This window comes from Saccharopolyspora rosea (assembly GCF_025643595.1).
Lineage (GTDB): Bacteria > Actinomycetota > Actinomycetes > Mycobacteriales > Pseudonocardiaceae > Saccharopolyspora > Saccharopolyspora rosea.
Map to the genome: position 1 here is coordinate 5,985,365 of NZ_CP102826.1, position 23,454 is coordinate 6,008,818.

Here is a 23,454-nt window from a genome sequence, read left to right on the forward strand (position 1 = left end):
TCGGGCACACCCGGCGGAGGAGTCTGCGCTGGTCGTGCGGGCCCGCCCGCGGCAGTGCCGTCCCCCGACCCCCACCGCCCCTGGACACGGCCGGTACCGTGCGGTCCGTGCCGCACGATCCGATGCCCCCAGACCCGTTCGCGGGCGACCCGGACGACCCGAGCATGGCACTCGGCGACCAGGACACCGACCACGGGCCGCCGCTCGGCGACGAGGAACGGGCCGAACTGCTCGCCGACCTGACCGATCTGGCCGTCTACCAGGCGCTGCTGGAGCCCCGCGGCATCCGCGGGATCGTGGTGGACTGCGCGGACTGCGGCGAGTCCCACTACCACGACTGGGAACTGCTGCGCGCGAGCCTGGAACAGCTGCTGCACGACGGCCGGATGCGCCCGCACGAACCCGCCTACGACCCGAATCCCCAGGAGTACGTGACCTGGGAGTACTGCCGCGGCTACGCGGACGGCGTGACCGAGAGCGAAAGCACCCGCTGAACGACGGCGTGAAAAAGGGGCTCCCCGGCGGGGAGCCCCTTTTCGCGCGTCCGGTGTCAGCTGCCGCCGCTACTGCTGCTGTGCTGCGGGAACAGCGGCGATCCCCACCCGCTGGACGGGTTGGTCGAGCTGCCACTGGTCTCGCTCGGCGAGGTGCTCGACTCCGGCGGCTCCTGGGTCGAGCTCGGGCTGCTCGTCGTGGTGCCGGTCGGCGGCGGGGGCGGCGGCTGCTGCGGACTCGACGGCGGCAGCGGCTGGGTCGTCGGCGACGGCGGGTGACCGGAGTCGGACGACGACTGCGTCGGCGTCTCCCGCTCGCTGCTCTCGCCCCGCTCGATGCGCGCCGTCAACGACGCGTGCGCGGCCCGCAGGTCCGACAGCCCGTGCTCGGCGTCGACCGAGCGCATCTGCTCCTGGGCGGAGCGCAGCGCGGCCTCGGCGGCACTGCGGTTGCCCTGGTCGAGCGCGCCTTCGGCGTTGCGCAGGTTCTCCCGCGCCGACGTCGCGGCCTGCACGGCGCGCGCGTGGTCGGTGTAGAGGACCTGCGCGACGCCCCACAGCATGTCGCCGGGTAACGCGTCGCGGGCCGCCAGGCCGACGCCGGTGAAGCCGATCATCAGCACGGCTGCCGCGGTGGCCACGGGCACCAGGTGCCAGCGCTTGAGCCGGCGGGCCGGGCGGCGTCCCGCGGCGATGGCGGCCGCGGCGGTGTCGACGTCGACGAGTTCGCCGATCGGCGCGGCGTCGACGTCCTGGCGCCAGGCGACCAGCAGCGCCTCCAGCCCGGGGCGCTCGCCCTCGTTGCCGGAGTGACCGGAGACGTCGGGGTTGGTGCCCCCGAGCGCGTCCAGCAGCGCGTCGTCGGCCTGGAGTTCGGCGAGGTCGATCGGCTCCTCGCCGACCTCGTCGGAGTCGATGAGTTCGGTGGTCTCGGTCTCGTCGGCCGAATCGGCGCGCCTGCGGAACGTCAGCACCGACGCGCTCTCGGACTCCGCGGCGGAGTCCGGCGCGGTGCCGGTGCGCTCAGGCTCGGCCGAGCCGGATTCCCGATGGTTGTCGATCAGTTCCGTTCCCTCGTCCGCGGTTCCCTCCGCGGGAACCAGGTCCCGCTCGTCCGCTCCGTCCGAACGGTCCTTCTGCTGGCCGGACTCGACGGGTTCGTTGTCCGCTCGCTCCCCCTCGGGCCCCTTCCGCTCAGCCATTCAGACCACCTCCTCCGCGGACAGCGTCTTTCGCAGCCGGGCCAATGCGCGGTGCTGTGCCACACGCACCGCTCCCGGCGTCGAACCGACCGCTTCGGCGGTTTCCTCCGCGGACAACCCGACGACCACCCGGAGCAGCAGGATTTCCCGCTGCTTGGCCGGAAGGACACGAAGCAGTTGCGCCATCCTGCCCGAAAGCTCACCCTGCATGGCCCGCTGCTCTGGCCCGGCCTCGGATTCCGGGGTGTCCGGAACGTCCGCGACCGGTTCGGAGCGGTTGCGGGCCAACGCGCGGTGCGCATCAGCCACTTTGTGCGCAGCGATGCCGTACACGAACGCCAGGAACGGACGTCCCTGGTCCCGGTAGGTGGGCAGCGCGGTGAGCACCGCGAGGCACACCTCCTGGGCCACGTCGTCCGCGGATGCGAACGACCGCTCGTTACGTCCGACTCTGGCGCGGCAGTACCGCACCACCAAAGGACGGATTTCGGCCAGCAAGCGCTCGATCGACTGACGATCGCCGTCGACGGCGGCGCTTACAAGAGCGTCCAGCCCGTCCCCCACGTTGGTCATCGCAGACAGCAGCCCTGGTGTTACGCGTTCAAGCGACTCGGATTCGTCCGGCGGAACTCGCGTGCGTCGCACGCCACGCCGAGCTCACCGTACCGGGCAGCGGGTGGTCGTTGAACAGGGCGTCGGGGAGGACGGCGGAGGTGGTCACCCATTCACACATACCAGAAGCCCGGCCGCTCGGCGTTTTCCGAGGCCAGGGGGATCTTGTGCGCTCCACTCGGAAGGCGGAGGCGGAACTCGCGAACGTCCCGGTGGGCCCCTCGCGGCAACACCGCCCCGCCACCGGTGTGACCTCGCTCGCAGCGGACGGCGGCGTCCGGATCGGCCATTCGCACGGGTTGCCGCCGTGATCGCGATCACGGCGGCAACCGTAACGTCAGCCCGCTGAACCGACGCCGCGCCGCCCCTCTTGCGCCGGGCGGCGCCGGACAGGAGGAAGTGGGCGATCCGCCCGGTTCAGGCCACGAGGCCGCGGCGGAAGCCGTGGGCGACGGCCTGCGCGCGGTCGCGCACACCGAGCTTGCGGAACAGCCGGCGCGCGTGGGTCTTGACGGTGTCCTCGGAGAGGTAGAGCTCGCGACCGATCTGGCCGTTGCTCTTGCCCTGGCTCATGCCGCGCAGCACCTGCAGCTCGCGCTCGGTCAGCTGCACGCCCGGGTCCGAGGGCTGGCGGGGTGCCGGGACCGAGGTGCTGGCGAGGGTGTGCGCCAGCGCGGCCACCAGTTCCGGACGGGAGGCGTCCCACCGGAGGTAGCCGCGGGCGCCTCCGGCGATCGCGGCGGCGATGCTGGCCGCGTCGTCCGGTGCGCCGAAGACGATCACGTTCGCTTGGGGATGGGCCGAAACGAGCCGACGGGTCGCCTCCACGCCGTTGGGCACCGCGCGCTGGGTACCCACCAGCACCACGTCCACGGCCTGCCGCGAGAAGCGGGCGAGCAGCTCGTCACCGTGCGCAACGCAATCGATCCGACTCACTCCCGGGACAGCAGACATCACACGAGTGAGCCCTTCCCGGACGCTACGTCGGTCATCGCAGATCAGGACCGTCGTCACGGGAACTCCTTCCTGCAGGCGAGTGACGTTCCACCTCCCCTATCGGACGCAGCGGCGGAAACCTTGACACGATCCGGTGCTTAATCCGTCAAGAAATTCCGCGACCGGGCCCGCTGGGCCGGATTGCCCGGGACGGAACGGCCGCCAGAAGCCGGTCCGTCGAAGGCGGGCCACCGCCCCGGACCGAGCTCCATACCAGCGGTATTCACCCGATAGCGAGGGGTAGCACCCCCAGCTTCCCCCGTCCGCGCGAAGAGTTTCACCCAATATGCGTTCGGTTAATGTGATTTACGTCACAGTCAGCCGACGACGGTCTCCACGACCCGGTCAACGGCGCCCTCCAGCGAGCCGAGCAGCTCGACGTGCGCGGGCAGCGCTTCGGGCGTCCACCCGGCTCCCGCGACGAACGCCCGAGCGCGCTGCCGGGTGATCGGGATGTCCCCGAGCACCCGCGGCGACGCGTAGTGCGGCTGGTCGGACCACAGCACGACGGCCGCGGGCGCCAGGCGCCGCACGGCGGAGGCGAGCCCCTCGCGCGGCAGGGCCGCGCCGAACAGCCGGTGGCCGACGCGGTTGGCCGCCAGGGCGGCGGCGAGCGCGATGAGTTCGAGCTCCTGCGCCTCCCCGGGCACCGGCGCGAGCACCACCGGTCGCGGGTTGACCGGAGCGGGGGCGGTCGCGATCACCGACCGCAGCGCCGTGGAGGCGCAGTCGACGAGCAGCTGCTGCACCTCCACCCCGGCACCGGAGCGCTGCCGCCGCTCGGCGACCGCCCGCAGCACCGGGCACAGCATCTCGTCCCAGGTGCGCACCACGCCGTCGCTGCCCATCGACTCGATGAGCAGCCGCTGCGCCGACCAGGAGTCCAGGGCCAGCGCGGCGCGGCCGAGCCCGCGCGCCCGCGGCCCGGCGCCGCTGAGCCGCAACCCCCGGCCGCCGGTGTTGGCGGCGCGGTCGAACTTGATCTTGTGCTCGTCGTCGAGCACGCCGGACGACATCAGCGCCCCGTCGCCGACCTCGTCGGCCGGCGCGTCCTCGGACTCGGCCGGGAAGCGCTGCGGCAGCGGCGCGGCCGCGGTGCGCGCGTAGCGCGCCGCCTCGGCCGGAGACGCACCGCGCAGCAGGGCGCGCTGCATCTGTTCCAGGCGGGCGATGTCGTCGGGGCCGTAGCGGCGGTGCCTGCCGGTGGTGTGACCGCTGGGGCCGAGCCCGTAGCGGCGGTCCCAGGTCCGCAGCGTGGCGGGCGCGACGCCGAGCCGACGCGCCACGGCAGCGACCGTGAGCCGAGGTTGGCCCGTGGCTGCCGCACTCGCGTCGGAGTCCTCGGTCGCTCCGGAGTCGTCGGCGGGGATGGCGAGTTCCTGCCCCTCAGCAGGCTCCGGCTGCGTCGTCACGCGGGACATGTTCCGGTTCTCGGCGATCAAGAGCAAGCCGGTCCCCGAGTCGATCTCCCCACCGCTAGATCACTCCAATGATGAACAGCTTTTGGCGCGATAAGGGTTGAACAAGTTTTGGCGCGGTTCTACGGTTGGATCATGCGAGGCCGCGAGCGGTCAGCGTTCGCGGCAGGGAGGGGATCCACCGGTGGGAGGTGGTTGTCGCAATGGCAGACACTCGACGTCTTCCAGGACCGAACGCCGACATCTGGGATTGGCAGATACGCGGTTCGTGCAGAGGCATGGACAGCGCGTACTTCTTCCACCCGGACGGCGAACGGGGGCCGGCGCGGGCCCGGCGGGAAGCGAAGGCAAAAGAGGTGTGCCAGCACTGCCCCGTGATCGTCCAGTGCCGTAACCACGCCCTGGCGGTCCAGGAGCCCTACGGCATCTGGGGCGGGCTGTCCGAGTCGGAACGGGAAGTGATCATCAAGGCGCGCAAGCGCCAGCAGCTGGCAGCAGCGGCCAGCTGAGCGACCGCCACGCGACGGCGGATCCGGACCACGCCGGGCCGCGGGGCCGGATGACAACGAGGGGCGTCATCCGGCATCGGGGAGGCGTCGGGAAAGAATCGGGGCGGCACCCTCGCGGGTGCCGCCCCGATTCGCGTCAGGAGGCCGGGCGGGCGGTCGGCGCCGCTCCGGCCCGCCATCTGATCAGTGGCCGTGACCGTGGCCGTGGCCGTGCCCGGCGGCAGCCTCGGGCTGCTCCTCCGGCTTGTCCACCACGGCGCTCTCGGTGGTGAGGACCATGCGGGCGATGGAGGCCGCGTTGGCGACCGCGGAGCGGGTCACCTTCAGCGGGTCGACGATGCCCGGCTGGACCAGGTCGCCGTACTCGTCGGTGGCGGCGTTGTAGCCCTCGCCCCACTTCATGTCGCGGACCTTGGACACCACGACGGCGCCCTCCTGGCCCGCGTTGGCGGCGATCCAGAACAGCGGGGCCTCCAGGGCCCGGCGCACCAGCTGCACACCGGTCGCCTCGTCGCCGGTCAGGCCGAGGTTGTCCGCCAGCGCCTGAGCGGCGTGCACCAGGCTGGAGCCACCGCCGGGGACGCTGCCCTCCTCGGCCGCGGCCTTGGAGGCGGCGACGGCGTCCTCGATGCGCGACTTGCGCTCCTTGAGCTCGGTCTCGGTGGCCGCGCCGACCTTGATCACCGCGACGCCGCCGGCCAGCTTGGCCAGCCGCTCCTGCAGCTTCTCGCGGTCCCAGTCGGAGTCGCTGGCCTCGATCTCCTTGCGGATCTGCTCGGCGCGCTCCTTGACGTCGTCGGCGCTGCCGCGGCCGTCGACGATCGTGGTGTCGTCCTTGGTCACGGTGATGCGGCGGGCCGAGCCGAGGACCTCCGGACCGACCTCGGACAGCTTGAGGCCGACCTCCGGCGCGATGACCTGCGCGCCGGTGGCGACGGCCAGGTCGTCCAGGAACGCCTTGCGGCGGTCGCCGAAGTACGGGGCCTTGACCGCCACGACCCGGAAGGTCTTGCGGACCGCGTTGACGACCAGGGTGGACAGCGCCTCGCCCTCGACGTCCTCGGCCACGATCAGCAGCGGCTTGCCGCTCTGAGCGATCTTCTCCAGCAGCGGCAGCAGCTCCTGGAGGTTGGAGATCTTCTCCCGGTGCAGCAGGATCTGCGCGTCCTCCAGGACGGCTTCCTGGCGCTCGGCGTCGGTGACGAAGTGCGGCGAGATGTAGCCCTTGTCGAACTGCAGACCCTCGGTGATCTCCAGCTCGGTGGCCAGCGTCGAGGACTCCTCGATGCTGATCACGCCGTCCTCGCCCACCTTCTCCATGGCCTCGCCGATGAGCGCGCCGATGTTGGCGTCGCGGGACGAGACGGTGGCGATCTGGGCGATGTTGTCGCGGCCCTTGACCGGGGTCGCCTTCTCCTTCAGCCGCTCCACGACCGCGTCGGCGGCGGCCTGGATGCCCTTGTTCAGCGCGGCCGGGTTGGCTCCGGCGGCCAGGTTGCGCAGGCCCTCGCGGACCAGCGCCTGGGCCAGCACGGTCGCGGTCGTGGTGCCGTCACCCGCGACGTCGTTGGTCTTGGTCGCGACGTTCTTGGCGAGCTGGGCGCCCAGGTTCTCGTACGGGTCGCTCAGCTCGATCTCGCGCGCGATGGTCACGCCGTCGTTGGTGATCTGCGGCCCGCCGAACTGCTTGTCGAGCACGACGTGGCGGCCGCGGGGCCCGAGGGTGACCTTCACCGCGTCGGCGAGCTGGTCGACGCCGCGCTCCAGCGCCCGGCGGGCCTGCTCGTCGAAGGTGATCTGCTTAGCCATGGTTCAACAGCCCTTCAGCATGGATGCCTGGTTGCTGCCGGGGCACGCCCCCGACACGCGGCCGCCCCGGAGGTCCCGCGGTCGGGACCGCCGGGGCGGCACTGGTCTCGCGCTGCGAGATCGTCAGTTGACGACGGCCAGCACGTCGCGGGCGGAGAGGATCAGGTACTCCTCACCGTTGTACTTGACCTCGGTGCCGCCGTACTTGGAGTAGATGACGACGTCGCCTTCCTTGACATCCAGCGGGATGCGGTTGCCCTTGTCGTCGATGCGACCCGGGCCGACGGCCAGAACCTTGCCCTCCTGGGGCTTTTCCTTGGCGGTGTCCGGGATCACGATGCCGGACGCGGTCGTCGTCTCGGCCTCGCTCGCCTGGACAACGATCTTGTCCTCAAGCGGCTTGATGCTCGCCACGGTGTGACCTCCACCTTCTGGGGCCTTCGAAGCGTTGGCTGATTCACGACGGCTCCGTGGCTCCCCGCCGTCGCGGGTGCCGGGGCGCTCCGGCGCCGTTCGTCTAGCACTCTACCCATGCGAGTGCCAACCCTCAACAACCGGCACCACCCTCGCACCGGGGTTCGCCGGAACGGGCGGCGGGAGGCGGGTGCACGGGGGCGGCACCGGCGGTCACCGGCGGTGGCCCCGGACGCCTCCGGAGCTCTCACCTGCGGTGTCGTTACCGGCGATCAACGCTGCGTGATCTCCGCAGGTAGATCGCCATGCGGGAAATGTCACCAATGCCGCAGAGGATTCACGTTAGGCGCTTCCGGTGTCCTACGTTCTACAGCCATGCCCGCGCTGTCCAAACCCGCGAACCGGCCCTGGGAGCGACGTCCCCGCCCCTCCCGGCCGCCCGGCCCGTCGGGACCGCCGACCCGGTCGAGCTGGCGCCCGAAGTGATCCGATCTCAGCCGTCCTGCCCGTTGCGGTAGATCCGGGCGTAGCGGGCCGCCGACTCGGCGCGCTGAGCGGCCTTCGCCTCGTCGCGGACGGCCCGTCCGGTCCCGAGCGGATAGCCGTGGCGGGTGAGCCGGTACTCGCAGGTGTGCTCCATGTAGGACAGCGAGTACCAGAGCGCGAGGATCACGCCGCCCAGCACCGCCATCGCGCGGATCCACAGCGGACCGGGCAGCAGCAGGAACAGCAGTCCCGGGGAGATCTGCACGAGGCTGCGCGCGAAGTGCCGCAACACCCACGTGCGGCAGGTGATGTCGTGCAGCACCCACTCGCGGTGCCGGTCGGGCAACCGGCCGCCGTAGGCGTACCAGATCCACCGCAGCGGACCGGGGCGAACTCGTCGGGCGTCGGCCACGTCGCCTCCTCGCGTCGGAACACCCTTCGGCACAATGATTAGCACACTAATTATTAGTGCGCTACAGCCTGTGCGACGGGATAATGACGGGGTGGCTCCGATCGATCTGGGGGACGACCCGCTGGCCCTCGACAGGCAGGTCTGCTTCGCGCTGTCCGTGGCGTCGCGCAACGTGATCGCCCTGTACCGGCCGCTGCTCGCGCCGATGGGGCTGACGCATCCGCAGTACCTGGTGATGCTCGCGCTGTGGGAACGCGCGCCGCGCTCGGTCAAGGACCTCTGCGCGACGTTGCAGGCCGAGGCCGCCACGCTGTCCCCGTTGCTCAAGCGGCTGGAGTCGATCGGCTACGTCACCCGCACGCGCAGCACCGACGACGAACGGCTGCTCGCGGTGGACCTGACCGACGCGGGTGCGCGGCTGCGCTCGGAGGCCGAGAAGATCCCCTACCGCGTGGTCGAACTGCTCGGCATGGACGTCGCCGAGCTGGAACGGCTCAACGCCGCGCTGCGCCGGGTCATCGACGCCTCCCGGACCGCCCTCGACGGGCGGTGAGCACCGCGCGGGGGACGGCGGTCCCGCCCCGGGACCGCGGGCGGCACACTGGACGCGTGCGAGGAGCTTGGGCCCTGCTGGTCTGCGCGGGCGCGGTGGCGGTGATCGCGCCGTCGGGATGGGTGCTGCTGCGCAGCGCGCACCGGATCCGCGACGTGCCCGACGTTCCCGGAACCGAGGTGGCGCTGGTGCTCGGCGCCGGGGTGCGGTGGGACGGCAGGCCGAGCCGCATCCTGCAAGGGCGGCTCAACGTGGCCCGCGCGTTGTTCGACGCCGAGAAGGTGCGGCGGATCATCGTCAGCGGCAGTCCCGAGTCGCGCGGCCACAGCGAACCGGTCGTGATGCGGGATTACCTGGTGGCGCGCGGGATTCCGGCGTCCGCGGTGGTGCTCGACGAGTCCGGTGTGGACACCTGGCGGTCGTGCCGCCGGGCCGCCGGGGAATTCGGACTGCGCCGCGTCACCGTGGTGACCACCCGCTTCCACCTGCGGCGCGCCGTCGCGCTGTGCCGCCGGGCGGGGATGGACGCCTACGGCGTCGGCCACGACGCGGCGGCCGACGGCCTGCGGCGGGTTTCCGCGCGGGGCGCGCGGCGGGAAGTCCTCGCGACGGCCAAGGCGTTCTGGTGGCGCCGCTGAGCGCTTTTTTACCTTCGAACTCGTTTTGGGTGGCGGTGCCGGTGGCGGAACCTCAGTGCCTGTCTTTGATCTTGGGTTAGGTGGTGAGTTGGCGGGTCATGAGGGTGATGGCGGCCCAGTTGATGATGGTTTCGGAGTGGGCGGGGAGGCGTTCGTAGTCGCGGACGGTGCGGCGGGCTTGGGTGATCCAGGACAGGGTGCGTTCGACGACCCAGCGGCGGGCCAGGACGTGGAAGCCGGTTTGTCCGGCGATTTTGCGCACGATGTGCAGGGTGATGCCCAGGGCGGCCTGGGTCCAGGTGGTCAGGCGTCCGCTGTAGTTGCCGTCGGCGAAGACCAGTTCCAGGCGTGGGTGGCGGGTGTGGAGGTAGCGCAGGAGGAGTTCGGCGCCGCGGCGGTCGGTGATGTGGGCGGCGGTCACGGACACGCCCAGCAGCAGGCCGAGGGTGTCGGTGGCGATGTGGCGTTTGCGGCCGTTGATCTTTTTACCGCCGTCGAAACCGCGGGTGTGGCGGCCGACGGTTTCGGCGGCCCGCACCGACTGGGAATCGATGATCCCGGCGCTGGGGGTGCGGTGGCGGTCGGTGCGGGCGCGGACCTGCTCACGCAGCCTGTCGCGCAGGCCCAGGACGATGTTGTCGCGGCTCCAGCGGGTGAAGAACCCGTAGACGGTCTTCCAGGGCGGGAAGTCGGCGGGCAGGGCCCGCCACTTGCAGCCGTTGTCGACGAAGTAGCGGATCGCGTCCACGACATCCCGGCGGGGGTGTTTTTCCGGACGCCCTCCGCTGCAGGTGCGGCAGGCCGGGGCGGGCAGCAGGGGCTCGATCACTGCCCATTCGGCGTCGGTGGTGTCCGAGGGGTAACGGCGGGCACGGGCCGTCGAGCCGGCAGCCGGCGCGGTGGTGTACAAAGCGGATCGGGCCTTTGCTGTGTCGATCTTGATGTGCTGTCACGATCACTAGCAAAGGCCCTCTCTCATACCCGCCCCCGGGGTCCCCCCAAGATCAAAGACAGGCACTCAGCGGCCCGCCCGTCACCCGACCACCACCCCCCACGGAGGCGCTGACGCGCCACAGTCACATCGGCTCCGGAAGCCCCTCCTGATGTATGCCCAATACACGGCGGAGGGGCTGTCCTCGCGAGACGACCGCTGAGAACCCGCGGCGGTGCCAGCTGCGAGACCGCTCACCGAAAGAGAAAGCGGCTCACGCCGCTTACCGAGAACGACGTTGAAGACAGCTCTCAGCCGGCGACGATCGTTTCGACCGGGAGTCCGGGGTTGGCGGGCATGTTCAGCGGTGACGGCTGGGCGCCGGAGGCGAGCACGTGCGCGCCCAGCGCGGCGATCATGGCGCCGTTGTCGGTGCACAGCCGCGGGCGGGGCACGCGGAGCGTGATCCCCGCGTCGGCGCACCGCTGCGCGGCGAGCGCGGACAGTCGCGAGTTCGCCGCCACACCACCGGAGATCACCAGCGTGTCCACGTCGAACTCGTGCGCCGCGCGGACCGCCTTGGCGGTCAGCACGTCGGCCACCGCCTCCTGGAACGAGGCGCACACGTCGGGCACCGGGATGTCGCGGCCCGCGCGCTGCTCGGTCTCCACCCAGCGGGCCACCGCCGTCTTCAGGCCGGAGAAGGAGAAGTCGAACGCCGGGTCGCGGGGGCCGGTCAGGCCGCGCGGGAACGCGATGGCCGCCGGGTCGCCCTGCTTGGCCTGCTTGTCGATCGGTGGGCCGCCCGGGTACGGCAGGTCGAGGACGCGCGCGACCTTGTCGTACGCCTCGCCCGCCGCGTCGTCGATGGTGGAGCCGATCTCGGTGATCTTCTCCGCGATGCCCTCCACCAGCAGCAGCTGGGTGTGGCCGCCGGAGACCAGCAGCGCCAGGCAGCGCGACGGCAGCGGCCCGTGCTCCAGGGTGTCGACGGCGACGTGCCCGGCGAGGTGGTTGACGCCGTACAGCGGCACGCCGAGCGCGGACGCGTACGCCTTGGCCGACGCGACGCCGACCATCAGCGCCCCGGCCAGGCCGGGGCCCGCGGTCACCGCGATCGCGTCCACATCGGACAGCGACAGGCCGGAGTCGGTGAGGGCGCGGCGCATCGTCGGAGCCATCGCCTCCAGGTGGGCGCGGCTGGCGATCTCCGGCACCACCCCGCCGAAGCGCGCGTGCTCCTCGACGCTGGAGGCCACCGCGTCGGCCAGCAGCTCGACCGCGCCGTCCGGGGTCAGCCGGACCAGGCCGACGCCGGTCTCGTCGCAGGAACTCTCGATGCCGAGCACGATCCGGTCAGTCATCCCGCTTCCTCCACGGGGTTCGGCGACGTCCGCGGCGGGCGGCGCATGGTGTGCGCGTCCGCCCCGGACGGTTGGTAGTAGCGCTTGCGCAGTCCGACGATCTCGAAACCGTGCGCCCGGTACAGGCCGATCGCGGTGTCGTTGTCGGTGCGCACTTCCAGGAAGGTCGTCGCCCGGTGCTCGTCGGCGCGCGCCAGCAGGGCGCGCAGCAGCGCCGTGCCGGCGCCGCGGCGCTGGTGCTCGGGATCGACGCCGATGGTGTGCACCTCGGCCTCGGCGTGCGGCGGACGCCCGACGACGGCCAGCCCGGCGTAGCCGAGCAGCCGGTCGTGCTCGTCGTAGGCGCCGACGTAGTAGTGCCCCATGTCGAGCTCGGCCGCGAACATCTCGCGCGACCACGGGTCGTCGCCGGGGAAGAGCACGCGCTCCAGTTCGGCGCACCGCTTCAGGTCGCTGCGGCGCAGCTTGAGCACCCGCAGCGAGGTGGTCGCCCCGCCGGTCACCGCGCACCCCGACCCGGCACGACGGACTTGCGCGGACCGGGCGTCGCCGCGTCCGGGCGGCGCAGGTACAGCGGCACCAGCGGCTCCGGCTCGGCCCCGGAGAGCAGGACCTCGCGGGCCGCGCGGACCAGGCCGACCGGCGACGGGTAGCGGGGTTCGACGGCCGGGACGCCCAGCGCCTCCGCCATCTCGCCCGCGGCCGCCGCCACGCCGAGGTCGGCGACCGGCACGTCCGCCGGACGCTGCACGCGCGGCCCGGTGGTCCGCGCGCGGGCGGCGTCGTAGGCGGCCCAGTAGACCTCCTTGCGGCGGGCGTCGGTGGCGACCAGCAGCGGGCCGTCGGCCGCCGCCTGCGCGGCGATGGCGTCGAGTCCGCACACCGGGTGCACCGGCCGGTCGCACGCCTGGCCCAGGGCCGCGGCGGTGGCCATGCCGACGCGGAGTCCGGTGAACGGTCCCGGGCCCGATCCGACGACGATCGCGTCGGCGTCGCCGAGCCGGTGCCCCGCCTCGGTGAGCGCGTCGAGCAGCTGCGGCATGAGCAGTTCGCCGTGCGCCCGGGGGTTCACCGTCACCCGTTCGGCGAGCGGACGCGGCGTCCCGTCGTCCAGGGCGACCAGGCCCGCGGTGACCGCGGGGGTCGAAGTGTCCAGCGCGATGACGAGCACGGTTACTCAGAGTACGTCAGCGCTGGTCAACCGGGTTACGCGGGGCGCACGGTCCCGCTCGGTGCGTGCCCGTCAGCGGGATTCCCGGGGGTTCCAGAGGACGGGTGTGGCGCCGACGACGTCGAAGGACAGCCGCGGGTCGTCGGAGCGGACCAGGCACATCATGCGGTGACCGATCAGCGCCGCGGCCCGCGCCTGGTCGGCGAACATGTCCAGGACCGCGTGGGCGGAGCGCGGGCGGTGGCGGGCGAAGGCGTCGTAGCCGTCCAGGACGAGGACGAAGCCGGTCGACTCGCGGGACGCGCCGTACTCGCACCAGGCGACGTCGCTCAGGCAGTCGTTGAGCGCGTCCAGGTTGGCGCCGTAGTAGTCCGGGAAGTCCAGCGCGGCCGCCAGATCGCGGTGCAGGTCGGCGTCAGCGGTCCAGCCGGAGGCGTCGACGGTGACGACGCGGTAGCCGCGCTCGGTGAGCCAGGACGTCGTCCCGCCGAGCACCGAACGGCTCCGGAACAGGGTGACGAAACCGTTCCTGACCAGCTGGAAGTCGAGCTGCTGGGTGCACTCCGCCGAGGGGTCGAACGGGGCCATGCCGGGCAGCGTAGCCGAGCGCGGGACCCGGGTGCCGCCGGTTTCGCCGCGAGGTTCCGCCGGGAACAGCCCGGCGGAACCGGCGGGCGCCGCAGGACCGGGGCGCTGCCCGGTGACCCGATCGAGAGCGGTCGCGTTCACGCGGCGGAGCCGCTCGCTGCGCTCAGCTTGGTTTTTAACCTTGTCGTCTGGGTTTGGTGCCCTTGTTGTGGTGGGTGGGGCGTTGGTAGGCCTCGCCGGTGGTGAGGATGCGTCCGACGTTATGGCGTGGGGCGCGGCGGTGGTTTGTTGAGCCGGGTGGTCGTCCCGGGCCGGGCCGGGTGGGTTTCGGTGCGCCCGCTGGCGAGGGGGTCTTCGTGCGCAGGTTCCGAAAACCCCGCCGGATGCGGGCGGGCGTGAGTCGCTCGGGTGGGGCTGGTTTCTCCCAGGGGCGCCGCAGGTCGGCGGTCAGTGGCCGGGCGAGGCGAAGCTGGGTGTGGGCGGTGATGATCAGCCAAGTCCAGCGGTCGGCGGCTTCGGGGTCCCGCAGTTTCGGGACGGTCCAGCCGAGGGTCTGTTTGAACAGGCGGAAGGTGTGTTCGATGTCGAAGCGGCGCAGGAATGCCTGCCAGCAGCGATCGATGTCGGCGGCGTCCAGGTCGATTGCGGAGCACCACAGCCACACCGGTTTGGCTTGGCCGCCACTGGGAAGGCGATCGACGGTGAGCCTGATGAGGGTGCCTTCGATGATCGGCAGTGGACCCTGGTGTCCGGTCCAGGCGGCGCGGCTGGTCAGGCGGGGATGGAGTCGGTTCCAGGCTTGTGCGGTGGCGGTGCCGTAGAGCCGGGTGGGGGTGCGGGTGATGACGTGTTCGTCGCCCCAGGAAGCCGGGTCACGGAAGATGAATTCGCCGCCGTGTCGGGCAGGCCGACCGCGCGCGCCGGGCATTCGGGCCGGAGCGGGCCTGCGCAGGACGCGGTCTGAACGCATCCGGCCGAGAATCTGCACCGGCAGCCCACCCAGCAGGTGGGCGACGCGCGGGGCGTCATACCCCGCATCCAGCACCACCAGAATCTCCGGATCGCCGGGCTGCCAGTGGCCGGCTGCGATGAGCCGCTCGACGACCTGGCGGATCTGCACCGTGGTCACCGCCGCGACATCGCAGCCCGGCTGCAGCCGGATGGCGTCCAGCAGCGCGGTCCACGACGTGCGGCCGGCCTCCAGCGCGGCGACGATCGAGTACGGCCAGCCGGGGATCATCAGATGCTGGTCTCTGCCGCGACCGTAGGTGTGACAGAACGAGCGGTCCGGGGAGGTATTGGCATCGGGCCGCACCCAGGGGGACACATCCACCGCCAGCACCAGCCGCCCGTCGGCCGCTCGGGGCAGCGGCAGACCCGCCAGTGTCGTCCGCAACCGCTCGATGTCGATCCGGCCGCAGTTCATCGCGTCATACAACGCGCCGTGCCCGCGCCGGTGCTCCGGCGCCAGCGACAACCCCACCAACGACCGCACCGGGCCATCGGTGCACAACACCGCCTCGGCCAGCTCGAACAACGCATCCGCCCGCGCGGTCAGACACGCATAGAACTCCTGGCGGAACCTGACCAACTCCCCGAGCGCAGCTTCGCGATCGGGATCATGCACACTGACCATCGCAGCCCTTGGGTTGATCTTCTGTCTGTGGCAAGAGGAATGATCAACCAAGGGCTGCTTTCATGATCAACCGGGCCCCTGCTACCAGCGGTAGAGGTTAAAAACCAAGCTCAGAGCCTGTCTTTGAACTTGCTCCCGGAACAGGCGTGGCAAGCGGCGCCAGCCGCTTTCTCTTTCGGTGAGTACGCAAGCAACCTGCACCGCCACCCAAAACGAGTCCAAAGACAGGCTCTCAGGACGCTTCGGTGCGGGTGATCAGTTCGCCCTGCGGGGCGGCGGACTCGGCGTCGGGGCCGACGATGGGGCGGCCGCGCAGCCAGGTGGCGCGGACCACGCCCGCCAGCGGCCGCCCGTGGTAGGCGGAGACCGCGTTGCGGTGGTGCAGTTTGGCCGCGTCGACGACGAAGGCGTCGTCCGGGGCGAAGACGCACAGGTCGGCGTCCTGCCCCACGGCGATGGAGCCCTTGCGGCGCAGCCCGGCGAACTCGGCGGGCCTGCGGGACATCCAGTTCACCACGTCGGCCAGCTCGAAGCCGCGGACGCGCGCCTGCGTCCACACCGCGGACAGGCCGAGCTGGAGGCTGGCCACGCCGCCCCAGGCCACGCCGAAGTCACCGATGTCGAAGCGCTTCAGCTCCGGGGTGCACGGCGAGTGGTCGCTGACGACGCAGTCGATGATCCCGCCGGCCAGGCCCTGCCAGAGCAGTTCCCGGTTGCGGGCCTCGCGGATCGGCGGGCAGCACTTGAACTGGGTGGCGCCGTCCGGGATCTCCTCGGCGGCGAAGCTCAGGTAGTGCGGGCAGGTCTCGACCGTGACGCGGACGCCGTCCGCGCGCGCCGAGGCGATCATCGGCAGGGCGTCCGAGGAGGACAGGTGCAGGATGTGCACCCGCGCGCCGATGCGCCGGGCCAGCTCGATGACCTGCGCGATGGCGAAGTTCTCCGCGCCGCGCGGGCGGGAGGCGAGGAAGTCGCGGTAGGTCTCCCCGTGCGCGGTGGGCGCGTGCTCGATGGCGTCGGAGTCCTCGGCGTGCACGATCATCAGCGCGTCGTAGCCGGCCAGCTCGCGCAGCGCCTCGTCGAGTTCGGTGGCGTTGAGCGGCGGGAACTCGTCGACGCCGGAGTGCAGCAGGAAGCACTTGAAGCCGAACACCCCGGACTCGTGCAGGCCGCGCAGCTCGGCGAGGTTGCCGTGCACCGCACCGCCCCAGAAGCCGACGTCGATGTGCACCTTGTCGCGCGCGGTCTTGCGCTTGACCTCCAGCGACTGGGTGTCGATGGTCGGCGGGAGGCTGTTTAGCGGCATGTCCAGCAGCGTGGTGATGCCGCCCGCGGCAGCGGCCCGGGTGGCGGTCTCGAAGCCCTCCCACTCGGCGCGCCCGGGGTCGTTGACGTGCACGTGGGTGTCGACCAGCCCGGGCAGCAGGACCTCGTCCTCGGCGAGCTCGATGGTGCGGGGCGCGTCGAGCCGTGCGTCGAGCGCCTCCACTGCGGCGATGCGGCCGTCGCGGACGCCGACGGTGCCGGACGTCTCCCCGTTCGGGCCGATGAGGCGGCGGGCGCGGAACACGACGTCGAACGTCCCGGTGGCTGGTTCGGGCAACGCGGGTACCTCCTCGGACACTTGTTCAACAAAATGTTGAACCGTCTTGCGGTCCGGGTCAAGGGCAGCATCCCCGCCCGGCTCACAACACGTGGACGCGGAATCAGGATCTCGGCCTATTCCGCGATGCGAAGTATACTTACCGACACACGAAACGATCCCCCATTGCGGGGGCGTGGTCAAGAGGTGTGCCCGAGCCGGACCCATGCCGGTCCGGGCATGGGTCCGGCGAGGTCAGAGGCGGTCCTCGGCCAACTTCTCGCCCAGCACGGCGAGCAGGGCGGCGGCCTCGCGCATGCAGCGCTCGGGGTCGGGCTCGATGTCGGTGAGCGCGTAGACGCCGTCGATGCCCGCCTCGCGGAGGCGTTCGGCGGGCAGCAGGCACCGGCCGGCCACCGCGACGACCGGGACGCCCGCGCGGGAGGCGCGGGAGGCGATACCGGCGGGCCCCTTGCCGTGCAGCGTCTGCTCGTCCACCGAACCCTCGCCGGTGACGACGAGCCCGGCGCCGGCCAGCCGCCGGTCGAAGTCGATCAGTTCGAGGACCACGTCGACACCCGGCCGCATCCGCGCGCCGAGGGCCGCCAGCGCGCCGAAGCCGACACCGCCGGCCGCACCCGCACCCGGCTCGTCGGCCGCGTCTCGGCCACCCGCCGCCACGAGCGCTCCGGCGAAGCGCGACAGCGCCACGTCGAGGTAGCGGACCTGCACGTCGTCGGCGCCCTTCTGCGGTCCGTACACGTGCGCGGCGCCGCGCTCGCCCAGCAACGGGTTGTCCACATCGGACGCCAGCACCACCGAGGTGCCCGCGAGCCGTTCGTCCAATCCGGACAGATCTACTGTGGACACTTCGGCGAGTGGTCCACCGCCTGGGGGCAACGGGTTTCCCGCAGCGTCCAACACCCGTGCCCCCAGGGCGGTGAGCATTCCGGCGCCGCCGTCGGTGCACGCACTGCCACCGACGCCGAGCACCACCGTGCGCGCGCCCGCGTCCAGGGCAGCGCGGATCGCCTCGCCGGTGCCCGCGCTGGTAGCGGTCAGCGGGGCCAGTTCGGCGGGGTCCAGCAGCGCCAGGCCGGACGCGGCGGCGAGTTCGACGACCACCGTGTCCCCGTCCACCGCGATCTCGGTGTCCACCGGTTCACCGAGCGGTCCGGTGACCCGCACCGGCACCCGCCGGTAGCCCGCGGCCAGCGCGGCGCGCACCGTGCCGTCACCACCGTCGGCCACCGGGGCGAGGCGGACCTCGACGTCGGGGCGGACCCGCCGGATCCCGGCCGCCACCGCGCCGGCGACCTCCGGCGCGGTCAGCGAACCCTTGAACTTGTCCGGCGCGATCAGGACAGGACCAGGCACAGCGATCTCCCGAAGATGTGGAGCGGAGCCTCCCCGCCGCGACGCCCGGCTCGTGCGCGGCGGGGAGACACCGGAGGGTCGTCGGGTATTCCACCCGACTACCCCGTCTGGGGGAAGGGGCGCGCTCGCCGGAACACCACCGCACGGTTCCGGCGAGCGCCTCCCCCTCGTGCAGGGCTGCCAGAAGGCCCTGCGCGGTGCGGGTGGGTGAACTCGGACCGCGAGCCACCCGCACCGCCAGGAATCAGGCGTTCGGCACCGGTTCCGGCTCGATCATGGCGTCGATGCGCACGCCGCGAGCCGTGTTGGCCTCCCGCTCGATCATGACCTCGACGAGGACCGGGCGGCTGGTCGCCACCGCCTCCTTGCGGGCCCACTCGATCGTCTCGGCGATCTGACCGGGCTCCCACACGCGGCGGCCGGTGCAGCCGTAGGCCTCCATCACCTTGACGTTGTCCGTGCCGTACTCGTCGTAGTGGATGTCCACCTCGGTGTTCATCCCGAACCCGTCGCCCTCGGCCTGGCGGATCAGGCCCAGGTACTCGTTGTTCAGCATGATGATCACGAACGGGAGGTCGTACTGGGCGGCCACCGCCAGCTCCTCGACCAGGAACTGGAAGGAGTAGTCGCCGACCACGGCGACGACCTCGGCGTCCGGCTCGGCCGACTTGACGCCGATCGCCGCCGGGATCTCCCAGCCCAGCGGGCCCGCCTGGCCGCACACCTGGTAGTGCCGCGGCAGGTGCGCGCGCTGGAACTGGCCGCCCCAGATCTGGTAGAGGCCGATCGCGGTGACGAAGTAGGTCTCGGGCCCGAAGATCTCGTTGATCTCCCGGTAGACCCGCGGCGCCTTGATCGGCACCGTGTCGTAGTCGTCCGGGCGGGTCAGCTTCTCCTTCATCTCGCCGACCCGCGCGACCCACGCCGAGTAGTCCTTGCGCGCACCGCGCCTGCGGGCCGCGTCCAGCAGCGCCTCCAGGAACAGCCTGGTGTCCGAGACCACGCCCAGGTCCGGTCCGAAGACCTTGCCCAGCTGGGTCGGCTCGACGTCGACGTGGATGAACTTGCGGTCACCGCGGTAGGTGTCCAGGTCACCGGTGTGCCGGTCGCCGAACCGCGCGCCCAGCGCCAGCACCAGGTCCGACTCCAGCAACGACTGGTTGCCGTAGCGCTGGCTGGTCTGGATGCCCGCCATCCCGGCGAACAGCTCGTGGTCCTCCGGGAACGAGCCCTTGCCCATGAGCGTGACCTGCACCGGGACGCCGAGGAGTTCGGCGAGCTCGCGCACCTGCTCGTGCGCCTCGCCGAGGATCACGCCGCCACCGGCCAGGATCAGCGGGCGGTCCGCCTCCAGGAGCATGTCCAGCGCCCGCTCCACGCGCGGCAGGTGCGGCTCGACGCGGGAGATCGGCAGCGGGGCGTCGATCGTCGGGTCCCACTCGATCTCCTGCTTCTGCACGTCCAGCGGCAGGTCGATCAGCACCGGCCCGGGGCGGCCCGAACGCGCGATGCGGAACGCCTCGCGGAAGATCCACGGCGCCTGCGCGGCCTCCTTGACCTGCACCGCCCACTTGGTGACCGGCTTGGCGATGTCGACGATGTCGACCGCCTGGAACGCCTCCTGGTGCAGCTTGGTGGACACCGCCTGCCCCGTGATGCACAGCATCGGGATCGAGTCGGCCTGCGCGGTGTAGAGGCCGGTGATCATGTTCGTGCCCGCCGGCCCGGAGGTGCCGATGGCCACGCCGACCTTGCCGTTGGTGCGGGCCCAGCCGTCCGCCATGTGGGTGGCGCCCTCTTCGTGGCGGACGATGAGGTGCTTGATGCCGCTGTGCTCCATCGCAGCGTACAGCGGCAGGATCGCCGCGCCCGGGCAACCGAACGCCGCGTCGACGCCCTCGGACTTCAGCACGTCCACGACGGCCTGCATGACAGGGACTTTGGCCATGGTGTAAGACTTCCTCTCGGGTGCGGCGGTCTCCTGCCGCACCGGTTCACCGAGCGGGTGGCGGTTCGTTGCTTGGCGGCTGTGGACCGCTACCCGCGACCTTGTTTCTGCCCCGTTCGGGGCTGCCGGGATCAGGCGACAGTGGGGCCGGTGGAGCGCGACGCGGGGACGGGACGCGGCGATGCCGCACCGCCCCCGGTCGCCGTGGCGGGGTGCCGGACATCGCGCTCCACTGTGGACAGCAGTGCTGGTGGGCGGTGCGGGACGGGGTTGCCGCAGGAGAACGAGGGGCCGCCCCGCACCGCGGTCTCAGTCGCGGCCGTTGAGGTTCGCGATCTGGCGGAACAGCCCGGAGTGGTCGAGCTTGCCGTCGCCCTGCGCGTTCGCCGCCGCGACCAGCTGGCCGACCAGCGCGCCGAGCGGGATCGTCAGGCCGGCCTCGCGCGCCGCGGCCTGCACGATGCCCATGTCCTTGTGGTGCAGCTCGATCCGGAAGCCGGGGCCGAACTCGCGGTTGCGCATCTTGTCGCCCTTGGCGTCGAGCACGGTGCTGCCCGCGAGGCCACCGCCGAGCACCTTCAGGCCCGCCTCGGTGTCCACGCCGTGGGCCTCCAGGAAGACCAGCGCCTCCGCGAGCAGGCCGATGTTGCCCGCCACGATGAGCTGGTTGGCCGCCTTGACGGTCTGCCCCGCGCCCGCCGGTCCGACGTGGACGACGGTCGTGCCGACCGCGCCGAGCACGTCGCGCGCCGCCGCGAAGGTCGACTCCTCGCCGCCGACCATGATCGACAGCGTGCCGTCGATGGCCTTCGGCTCGCCGCCGCTGACCGGGGCGTCCAGGGCGCGCACGCCCTTCTCCGCGGCCGCCTCGGCGACGCGCCGGGAGACGTCCGGGCGGATCGTGCTGCAGTCGACGAGCAGCGCGCCCTCCCGGGCGTGGGCCAGCACGCCGTCCTCGCCGAGCACGACGGCCTCGACGTCCGGCGAGTCCGGCAGCATCGTGAAGATGACCTCGGCGTCGCGAACGGCCTCGGCCACGGTGCTCGCGGCCTTGCCGCCCTTGGCGACGAGCTGGTCGATCTTGGCCTGGCTGCGGTTGTAGCCGGTCACCTCGTGGCCCGCGGCGACGAGGTTCGCCGCCATCGGGCCGCCCATGATGCCCAGCCCGATGAATCCGACCTTGCTCATGCTCTAGTTCCCTCCGTGCGTGCTGGTGCGGCCGGTCACGCCCCGCGCTTGATCCAGCCGAAGCTGTCCGCGCTGGCGCCGCTCGGCTTGTATTCGAGGGCGACGGGGCCGGTGTAGCCCGCCGCGTCGAGCTTGTCGAAGTAGTGGCCGAAGTCGATCTGCCCCGTTCCGGGTTCGTTGCGGCCCGGGGCGTCGGCGATCTGGACGTGGCCGATCGTCCGGGCGTGCCGGTCGATCACCGCGTCGAGGTCGTCGCCGTTGACCCGCAGGTGGTACAGGTCGAACAGCAGGCGCAGGTTGTCCACGTCGCCGGTGTTGTGCACCCGGTCGATGACCGCCAGCGCGTCGGTGGCGGTCTTGAGCGGGTAGGCGTCCATGCCGCTGACCGGCTCGACGAGGACCGTGCCGCCGATGCGGCCGACCGCCCGGGCGGCCCGGACCAGGCTCTCGGTGGCGGTGTCGTCCTGCTTGGCGGGGTCGACGCCGTCGATCCGGTTGCCGTAGAGGGCGTTGAACGCGCGGCAGCCGGTGCGCTCGGCGATGCCCACGGCGACGTCCAGGTTGTCGGCGAACTCGCCGGCCCGGTCCGGGTTCGACAGCACCCCGCGCTCCCCCGCCGGCATGTCGCCGGCGAAGAAGTTCAGGCCGATCAGGGACACGCCGGCGTCCTCGACGGCCTGCACGAAGCGGTCGACCTCGCGGTCCGAGGGCACCGCGACGCCGAACGGCCACCAGAACTCGACCTTGTCGAAGCCGGCGGCCTTGGCCGCGGCGGGGCGTTCCAGCAGCTCCAGCTCGGTGAACAGGATCGAGAGGTTGACTGCGTAGCGGTTGGGATCCACCGGCACCCCCTTGATGGGCTTCGCTCGGTTCCGTGATGCGGAATGCTTATTTCGTACAGCGATAGATTAGCGAGTCCGGGGCCGCGGGTCAACGCTTTGCGGAAGGCCGCGCCCGCCCACGGAAACCGCCGGTCAGACCAACGACTCCCGCAGTCCTGCGCCGCCGGGTGCAGCGGTAGGTTCGCCCCGGCCGTCGGGCGACCGCGGCGCGGTAGCGCCTCGATGAGGGGTGGCGGTCGGGTGGCCGATGCGACCGCGGCGCGGTAGCGCCTCCATGAGGGGTGGTGGTCGGGTGACGGGCGGGAGTCGAGCATCGACTACCGTGAGTTCCGGAGGTCGGCGATGATCTTGCGAGCAGAGTTCACGACTGAGCCGTTCGAGGGCGAAGGCGAGCCACCCGAGCACGCGGTGGCCGCACGCGACTGCCTGCTGGCGTCCGGTCTGGATCCAGAGTTCGGACCACTGGGCACCTCGATCACCGCCGACAGCGAGACCCTGATACCCGCGCTGGCCAGGGTGATGGAGACGGTGCTGACGTCCGGAGCGAACCGGATCACTCTGCAGGTGACCGTCGGCGAGCCCGACGAGGACGCGGTTTAGGCTGGTCAGCGTGCATCCGCTCGCCACCGCGCTCGCCCCGCTGCTGGACCGGATCGGCGCCACGGCGGTTGCCGTGGAGGACCGCGAACCCGGTGATGTCCTGCTGTACTGGGACGGCTCCCCGGCCGTCGCGGTACGCCTGCCCGGCGAAGAGCTCACCAGCGCCCTGGACCGGATGATCGGCCAGGTCGAGACCGAACTCGGCGCGCACCTGCCGGACCTGCCGCGTCCGGACAAGCAACGCGCCGTGCGCCTGCTGGAGGAACGCGGCGCCTTCACCCTGCGCAAGTCCGTCGAAGCGGTCGCCAAGGCGCTCGGCGTCAGCCGCTTCACGGTCTACAACTACCTAAACCGCGAGCAAGCGGACAGCTGAGGCGAGCCTGTCTTCGAACTCCTTTTGCGTGGCGGTGCCGGTGGCGGAACCTCAGCGGCCCGCCCGTCGCCCGACCACCGCCCCCCACGGAGGCGCTGACGCGCCGCAGCCACACCGGCTCCGGGAGCCCCGACTCATGTATGCCCAATACACAGCGTCGGGGCTGTCCTCGCGAGACGACCGCTGAGAACCCGCGGCGGTGCAAGTTGCTTGCATACTCACCGAAAGAGAAAGCGGCTGGCGCCGCTTCTCGACTGCGGAAGTCGAACCGGACGTCCCTTTTTTTCGACCCGATGCCCCCACCCGCTCGG

At 71.6% G+C, this 23,454-nt stretch carries 24 protein-coding genes; 6 read left to right on the plus strand and 18 right to left on the minus strand.

The window, feature by feature from the left end:
• Nucleotides 1–122 precede the first annotated feature (122 nt).
• Entirely contained in the window at nucleotides 123–494 is a 372-nt protein-coding gene (locus NV263_RS27780; RefSeq protein ID WP_263254400.1) for a DUF5319 domain-containing protein, read from the plus strand.
• A 56-nt stretch (nucleotides 495–550) separates the two neighbouring features.
• On the opposite strand, the gene NV263_RS27785 is transcribed toward NV263_RS27780, so the two are convergent.
• The 4 genes from NV263_RS27785 to NV263_RS27800 form a co-directional block, all read right to left on the minus strand.
• Nucleotides 551–1,696, minus strand: coding sequence for an anti-sigma-D factor RsdA (locus tag NV263_RS27785; protein WP_263249694.1), 1,146 nt, complete (start codon nucleotides 1,694–1,696; stop codon nucleotides 551–553).
• Nucleotides 1,697–2,269 (minus strand): sigma-70 family RNA polymerase sigma factor, encoded by a 573-nt coding sequence (locus tag NV263_RS27790; RefSeq protein WP_263254401.1) that lies wholly within the window; start codon nucleotides 2,267–2,269, stop codon nucleotides 1,697–1,699. It abuts the gene before it with no gap.
• A 456-nt stretch (nucleotides 2,270–2,725) separates the two neighbouring features.
• Nucleotides 2,726–3,322, minus strand: a complete 597-nt coding sequence (locus tag NV263_RS27795; protein WP_029536209.1) for a response regulator transcription factor — start codon at nucleotides 3,320–3,322, stop codon at nucleotides 2,726–2,728.
• A 299-nt stretch (nucleotides 3,323–3,621) separates the two neighbouring features.
• The gene (locus tag NV263_RS27800) at nucleotides 3,622–4,716 is read right to left on the minus strand and encodes a MerR family transcriptional regulator (RefSeq protein ID WP_397545609.1); all 1,095 of its coding nucleotides are present in this window, start codon (nucleotides 4,714–4,716) and stop codon (nucleotides 3,622–3,624) included.
• Between the two features lie 209 nt (nucleotides 4,717–4,925).
• Between NV263_RS27800 and NV263_RS27805 the strand changes: the two genes are divergently transcribed.
• The gene (locus NV263_RS27805) at nucleotides 4,926–5,231 is read left to right on the plus strand and encodes a WhiB family transcriptional regulator (protein ID WP_263249702.1); all 306 of its coding nucleotides are present in this window, start codon (nucleotides 4,926–4,928) and stop codon (nucleotides 5,229–5,231) included.
• 183 nt (nucleotides 5,232–5,414) lie between these two features.
• Here NV263_RS27805 and groL read toward each other — a convergent pair whose 3' ends face one another.
• The 3 genes from groL to NV263_RS27820 all read right to left on the minus strand — a co-directional run bounded on the left by groL (nucleotide 5,415) and on the right by NV263_RS27820 (nucleotide 8,352).
• Nucleotides 5,415–7,040: a chaperonin GroEL gene (groL, locus tag NV263_RS27810; RefSeq protein ID WP_263249704.1), complete on the minus strand. Its 1,626-nt coding sequence runs from the start codon at nucleotides 7,038–7,040 to the stop codon at nucleotides 5,415–5,417.
• Nucleotides 7,041–7,163: 123 nt separating this feature from the next.
• Nucleotides 7,164–7,454 (minus strand): co-chaperone GroES, encoded by a 291-nt coding sequence (gene groES / locus NV263_RS27815; RefSeq protein ID WP_263249706.1) that lies wholly within the window; start codon nucleotides 7,452–7,454, stop codon nucleotides 7,164–7,166.
• A 493-nt stretch (nucleotides 7,455–7,947) separates the two neighbouring features.
• On the minus strand, nucleotides 7,948–8,352 hold the full coding sequence (locus NV263_RS27820) for a DUF5313 domain-containing protein (protein WP_263249707.1): 405 nt from the start codon (nucleotides 8,350–8,352) through the stop codon (nucleotides 7,948–7,950).
• Between the two features lie 91 nt (nucleotides 8,353–8,443).
• Here NV263_RS27820 and NV263_RS27825 point away from each other — a divergent pair, with 91 nt between their 5' ends.
• Nucleotides 8,444–8,905, plus strand: a complete 462-nt coding sequence (locus NV263_RS27825; RefSeq protein ID WP_263249708.1) for a MarR family winged helix-turn-helix transcriptional regulator — start codon at nucleotides 8,444–8,446, stop codon at nucleotides 8,903–8,905.
• A 56-nt stretch (nucleotides 8,906–8,961) separates the two neighbouring features.
• Nucleotides 8,962–9,543: a SanA/YdcF family protein gene (locus tag NV263_RS27830; RefSeq protein WP_263249709.1), complete on the plus strand. Its 582-nt coding sequence runs from the start codon at nucleotides 8,962–8,964 to the stop codon at nucleotides 9,541–9,543.
• A 76-nt stretch (nucleotides 9,544–9,619) separates the two neighbouring features.
• Here NV263_RS27830 and NV263_RS27835 read toward each other — a convergent pair whose 3' ends face one another.
• From NV263_RS27835 to NV263_RS27885, 11 genes are all read right to left on the minus strand, one after another.
• The gene (locus NV263_RS27835; RefSeq protein WP_263247972.1) at nucleotides 9,620–10,453 is read right to left on the minus strand and encodes an IS5 family transposase; all 834 of its coding nucleotides are present in this window, start codon (nucleotides 10,451–10,453) and stop codon (nucleotides 9,620–9,622) included.
• A 332-nt stretch (nucleotides 10,454–10,785) separates the two neighbouring features.
• Nucleotides 10,786–11,838 (minus strand): tRNA (adenosine(37)-N6)-threonylcarbamoyltransferase complex transferase subunit TsaD, encoded by a 1,053-nt coding sequence (gene tsaD / locus NV263_RS27840; RefSeq protein ID WP_263249710.1) that lies wholly within the window; start codon nucleotides 11,836–11,838, stop codon nucleotides 10,786–10,788.
• On the minus strand, nucleotides 11,835–12,317 hold the full coding sequence (rimI, locus tag NV263_RS27845; RefSeq protein WP_263254402.1) for a ribosomal protein S18-alanine N-acetyltransferase: 483 nt from the start codon (nucleotides 12,315–12,317) through the stop codon (nucleotides 11,835–11,837). The genes tsaD and rimI overlap by 4 nt, the downstream gene beginning before the upstream one ends.
• Nucleotides 12,318–12,337: 20 nt before the next feature.
• Nucleotides 12,338–13,009, minus strand: a complete 672-nt coding sequence (gene tsaB, locus NV263_RS27850) for a tRNA (adenosine(37)-N6)-threonylcarbamoyltransferase complex dimerization subunit type 1 TsaB (protein WP_263249711.1) — start codon at nucleotides 13,007–13,009, stop codon at nucleotides 12,338–12,340.
• 72 nt (nucleotides 13,010–13,081) lie between these two features.
• On the minus strand, nucleotides 13,082–13,597 hold the full coding sequence (locus tag NV263_RS27855; RefSeq protein WP_263249712.1) for a barstar family protein: 516 nt from the start codon (nucleotides 13,595–13,597) through the stop codon (nucleotides 13,082–13,084).
• Nucleotides 13,598–13,772: 175 nt separating this feature from the next.
• A complete protein-coding gene (locus tag NV263_RS27860) occupies nucleotides 13,773–15,224 on the minus strand; it encodes an NF041680 family putative transposase (RefSeq protein WP_263248408.1) in 1,452 nt (483 codons plus the stop codon).
• Nucleotides 15,225–15,465: 241 nt separating this feature from the next.
• Nucleotides 15,466–16,836, minus strand: a complete 1,371-nt coding sequence (gene allB / locus NV263_RS27865; RefSeq protein WP_263249713.1) for an allantoinase AllB — start codon at nucleotides 16,834–16,836, stop codon at nucleotides 15,466–15,468.
• 234 nt (nucleotides 16,837–17,070) lie between these two features.
• Entirely contained in the window at nucleotides 17,071–18,198 is a 1,128-nt protein-coding gene (locus NV263_RS27870; protein ID WP_380756480.1) for a glycerate kinase, read from the minus strand.
• 238 nt (nucleotides 18,199–18,436) lie between these two features.
• Nucleotides 18,437–20,140 (minus strand): glyoxylate carboligase, encoded by a 1,704-nt coding sequence (gene gcl / locus NV263_RS27875; protein WP_263249715.1) that lies wholly within the window; start codon nucleotides 20,138–20,140, stop codon nucleotides 18,437–18,439.
• A gap of 309 nt (nucleotides 20,141–20,449) precedes the next feature.
• Complete coding sequence (locus NV263_RS27880; RefSeq protein WP_263249716.1) at nucleotides 20,450–21,328, minus strand: 2-hydroxy-3-oxopropionate reductase; 879 nt, start codon at nucleotides 21,326–21,328, stop codon at nucleotides 20,450–20,452.
• A 35-nt stretch (nucleotides 21,329–21,363) separates the two neighbouring features.
• On the minus strand, nucleotides 21,364–22,176 hold the full coding sequence (locus NV263_RS27885; protein WP_263249717.1) for a hydroxypyruvate isomerase family protein: 813 nt from the start codon (nucleotides 22,174–22,176) through the stop codon (nucleotides 21,364–21,366).
• Between the two features lie 336 nt (nucleotides 22,177–22,512).
• Between NV263_RS27885 and NV263_RS27890 the strand changes: the two genes are divergently transcribed.
• Together NV263_RS27890 and NV263_RS27895 are read left to right on the plus strand one after the other, a co-directional pair.
• Nucleotides 22,513–22,770 carry a thiamine-binding protein gene (locus NV263_RS27890; RefSeq protein ID WP_263249718.1) on the plus strand — a complete coding sequence of 86 codons (258 nt, stop codon included), beginning with the start codon at nucleotides 22,513–22,515 and terminating at the stop codon, nucleotides 22,768–22,770.
• A 10-nt stretch (nucleotides 22,771–22,780) separates the two neighbouring features.
• Entirely contained in the window at nucleotides 22,781–23,143 is a 363-nt protein-coding gene (locus NV263_RS27895) for a helix-turn-helix domain-containing protein (RefSeq protein ID WP_263249719.1), read from the plus strand.
• Nucleotides 23,144–23,454 lie beyond the last annotated feature (311 nt).

What these genes read in the sequence shown, in the direction of transcription:
- NV263_RS27780 (WP_263254400.1), top strand. Translation starts at nt 123, where the DNA reads ATGCCCCCAGACCCGTTCGCGGGCGACCCGGACGACCCGAGCATGGCA.
- NV263_RS27785 (WP_263249694.1), bottom strand. Translation starts at nt 1,696, where the DNA reads ATGGCTGAGCGGAAGGGGCCCGAGGGGGAGCGAGCGGACAACGAACCC.
- NV263_RS27790 (WP_263254401.1), bottom strand. Translation starts at nt 2,269, where the DNA reads ATGACCAACGTGGGGGACGGGCTGGACGCTCTTGTAAGCGCCGCCGTC.
- NV263_RS27805 (WP_263249702.1), top strand. Translation starts at nt 4,926, where the DNA reads ATGGCAGACACTCGACGTCTTCCAGGACCGAACGCCGACATCTGGGAT.
- groL (WP_263249704.1), bottom strand. Translation starts at nt 7,040, where the DNA reads ATGGCTAAGCAGATCACCTTCGACGAGCAGGCCCGCCGGGCGCTGGAG.
- tsaD (WP_263249710.1), bottom strand. Translation starts at nt 11,838, where the DNA reads ATGACTGACCGGATCGTGCTCGGCATCGAGAGTTCCTGCGACGAGACC.
- NV263_RS27855 (WP_263249712.1), bottom strand. Translation starts at nt 13,597, where the DNA reads ATGGCCCCGTTCGACCCCTCGGCGGAGTGCACCCAGCAGCTCGACTTC.
- gcl (WP_263249715.1), bottom strand. Translation starts at nt 20,140, where the DNA reads ATGGCCAAAGTCCCTGTCATGCAGGCCGTCGTGGACGTGCTGAAGTCC.
- NV263_RS27880 (WP_263249716.1), bottom strand. Translation starts at nt 21,328, where the DNA reads ATGAGCAAGGTCGGATTCATCGGGCTGGGCATCATGGGCGGCCCGATG.
- NV263_RS27890 (WP_263249718.1), top strand. Translation starts at nt 22,513, where the DNA reads ATGATCTTGCGAGCAGAGTTCACGACTGAGCCGTTCGAGGGCGAAGGC.